This is a genomic window from Microcystis sp. M44BS1 (assembly GCF_020244875.1).
GTDB classification, from domain to species: domain Bacteria; phylum Cyanobacteriota; class Cyanobacteriia; order Cyanobacteriales; family Microcystaceae; genus Microcystis; species Microcystis panniformis.
In genome coordinates, this window is the sequence record NZ_JADBVM010000326.1 from 1 (window position 1) to 2951 (window position 2951).

2 protein-coding genes and 1 pseudogene are annotated in these 2951 nt (G+C 47.6%); 2 read left to right on the forward strand and 1 reads right to left on the reverse strand.

Going from position 1 to position 2951, the window contains the following annotated elements; all coding sequences use genetic code 11:
• Nucleotides 1-387: 387 nt before the first annotated feature.
• Both groES and groL read left to right on the forward strand, forming a co-directional pair.
• Entirely contained in the window at nucleotides 388-699 is a 312-nt protein-coding gene (gene groES, locus IM515_RS24110; protein WP_002769848.1) for a co-chaperone GroES, read from the forward strand.
• Between the two features lie 46 nt (nucleotides 700-745).
• Nucleotides 746-2371, forward strand: coding sequence for a chaperonin GroEL (gene groL, locus IM515_RS24115; protein ID WP_002744527.1), 1626 nt, complete (start codon nucleotides 746-748; stop codon nucleotides 2369-2371).
• A gap of 327 nt (nucleotides 2372-2698) precedes the next feature.
• On the opposite strand, the pseudogene IM515_RS24120 reads toward groL, so the two are convergent.
• Nucleotides 2699-2951 (reverse strand): annotated as a pseudogene (locus IM515_RS24120) (hypothetical protein); the annotation flags it as partial.

Here is a 2951-nt window from a genome sequence, read left to right on the forward strand (position 1 = left end):
AACGCAGTTCGCCCCTACATTGTGGACAAAATCCGTTACTGTAGGGGCGCAATGCTTGCGCCCTCCGATCGCTCAGGTTTGCTGATCACCCTAAGTAGGGGGAGAGCCTTCGAGGTGTTAGGGACTTGCGCTTTGATAATGCGCCATCTGGCTGGTCTGGTTCTTCTACAGAGCGATTTTCTGGCTGGGATATTATTCCCACGCAAGTCCCTAACCCCACCAACAAACTTTTTCAGCAAACCCTAGCTTAACACCATAGTTCGGGAACCCGTACCGATCGAGCCGTTGTCAGGGGGCCTTCTATTTCGGTAAATTAGCACTCGGAAGGTAAGAGTGCTAATCTGAAAAAGGCACTTACCCAAATACAAGACAAACGGAGGATATTCCATGGCTGCAGTCAGCATCAACGTAACAACTGTTAAACCCCTAGGCGATCGAGTTTTCGTTAAAGTTAGCCCCAGCGAAGAAAAAACCGCCGGTGGCATTTTCCTTCCCGATGCCGCTAAAGAAAAACCCCAAATCGGGGAAGTCGTGGCCGTCGGCGCTGGCAAACGCAACGATGACGGTAGCCGCACCCCTGTGGAAGTGGGTGTGGGTGACAAAGTTCTCTACTCCAAATATGCTGGAACCGATATCAAACTTGGTGGCGAAGAGTACGTTCTCCTCTCCGAAAAAGACATTCTCGCGTCCGTTTCCTAATCATCTACCCTTGAAAACCCCTATTTTGCACGAATAACGATACATTATGGCTAAATCTATTATCTACAACGAAGATGCTCGTCGGGCCCTAGAAAAAGGCATGGATCTCCTGGCCGAAGCGGTAGCCGTCACCCTTGGTCCCAAAGGTCGTAACGTCGTCCTCGAAAAGAAATTTGGCGCACCCCAAATCGTCAATGATGGCATCACCATCGCTAAAGAAATCGAACTGGAAGACCATATCGAGAACACCGGTGTGGCTTTAATTCGCCAAGCCGCCTCAAAAACCAACGATGTAGCGGGTGATGGTACAACTACCGCCACCGTTCTCGCCCACGCTATCGTTAAAGAAGGTTTACGCAACGTCGCTGCTGGTGCTAACCCGATTTCTCTGAAAAAAGGGATCGATAAAGCTGCCGATTTCCTCGTCAGTCAAATCGCCAAACACGCGAAACCCGTAGAAGATTCCAAAGCGATCGCACAAGTGGGCGCTATCTCTGCCGGTAACGATGATGAAGTCGGTCAAATGATCGCCTCGGCCATGGATAAAGTCGGTAAAGAAGGCGTAATTTCCCTAGAAGAAGGGAAATCGATGACCACCGAACTAGAAATCACCGAAGGGATGCGTTTTGACAAAGGTTATATCTCTCCCTACTTTGTCACCGACACCGAACGCATGGAATGCGTTTTTGAAGATCCCGCTATTCTGATTACCGACAAAAAAATCGGTTTAGTGCAAGATTTGGTTCCTATTCTCGAACAAGTGGCCCGTCAAGGTAAACCCCTAGTAATTATCGCCGAAGACATTGAAAAAGAAGCTTTGGCAACCCTAGTGGTTAACCGTCTGCGCGGTGTTCTTAACGTCACTGCGGTGAAAGCCCCTGGATTTGGCGATCGCAGAAAAGCGATGTTAGAAGATATCGCCGTTTTAACCGGTGGTCAAGTAATCAGCGAAGATGCGGGTTTAAAACTGGAAACCACCAAAATTGACAGCTTAGGTACGGCCCGCCGTATCACCATGAACAAAGATACTACCACCATCGTCGCCGAAGGCAACGACGTGGCAGTGAAAACCCGTTGTGAGCAAATTCGCCGTCAAATTGAGGAAACCGATTCCTCCTACGATAAAGAAAAACTGCAAGAACGTCTGGCTAAATTAGCCGGGGGTGTGGCAGTGATTAAAGTCGGTGCCGCTACGGAAACGGAAATGAAAGACCGCAAATTGCGCTTAGAAGACGCAATTAACGCCACTAAAGCAGCCGTAGAAGAAGGTATCGTCCCCGGGGGTGGTACTACTTTAGCTCACCTGGCTCCCCAATTGGAAACTTGGGCTAAAGAAACCCTACACCATGAAGAATTAACCGGTGCTTTAATCGTTTCTCGCGCCATTGCTGCTCCCTTAAAACGGATCGCTGAAAATGCCGGCCAAAACGGTGCAGTTATTGCCGAACGGGTGAAAGAAAAGCCCTTTAATGTCGGTTATAATGCCGCTACCGGTGAGTTCTCCGATATGTTTGAGGCGGGTATCGTTGACCCCGCGAAAGTGACTCGTTCTGCCCTACAAAATGCCGCTTCTATTGCCGGTATGGTTTTAACTACCGAGTGTATTGTGGTGGATAAACCCGAAAAAGAAAAAGCCGCTGCTCCCGGCGGCGGTGGAGATTTCGACTATTAGTAATTAGTCTATTTTTTCTCGACTCGATCGTATAATTGCGATCGAGTTTTTTTTAATGAAAAAACATCTTTTTGCATGAGTGCATGAGTAGAAAACGGGTTTCTCGGAGAAACCCGTTTTCTGTGCGTTACTCAGAGGGGCGAAGCATTCGGGCAATAACCTATCGGTGAAACCAAAGATTTTCTATCCGAATGCTTCGCCCGTACTTTTTGCGGCAAACCCTACTTATGAGGAACGGCAAAAGGGGCAATAAATAATCAGCTTTTAATAACCGTATTTAGAGGATTTATGTCGGGTTTCGTTGCCTCAACCCGACCTACGAATTTACTATACTAATTTTTCCGTGATATTTGTCAGGATAATTTCTAGGGAATCGGTGACGGGGGATTGACTCATCTGAATTTTCGGGAACATTTGATCGCCTATTAATATTGTAGCTGTAGGTTGGGCTGAACGATAGTGAAACCCAACAACCGAGGATTTATGTCTAGGGAATCGGTAACGGGGGATTGACTCATGAATTTCCGGGAACATTCGATCGCCTATTAATATTGTAGCTGTAGGTTGGGTTGAACGATAG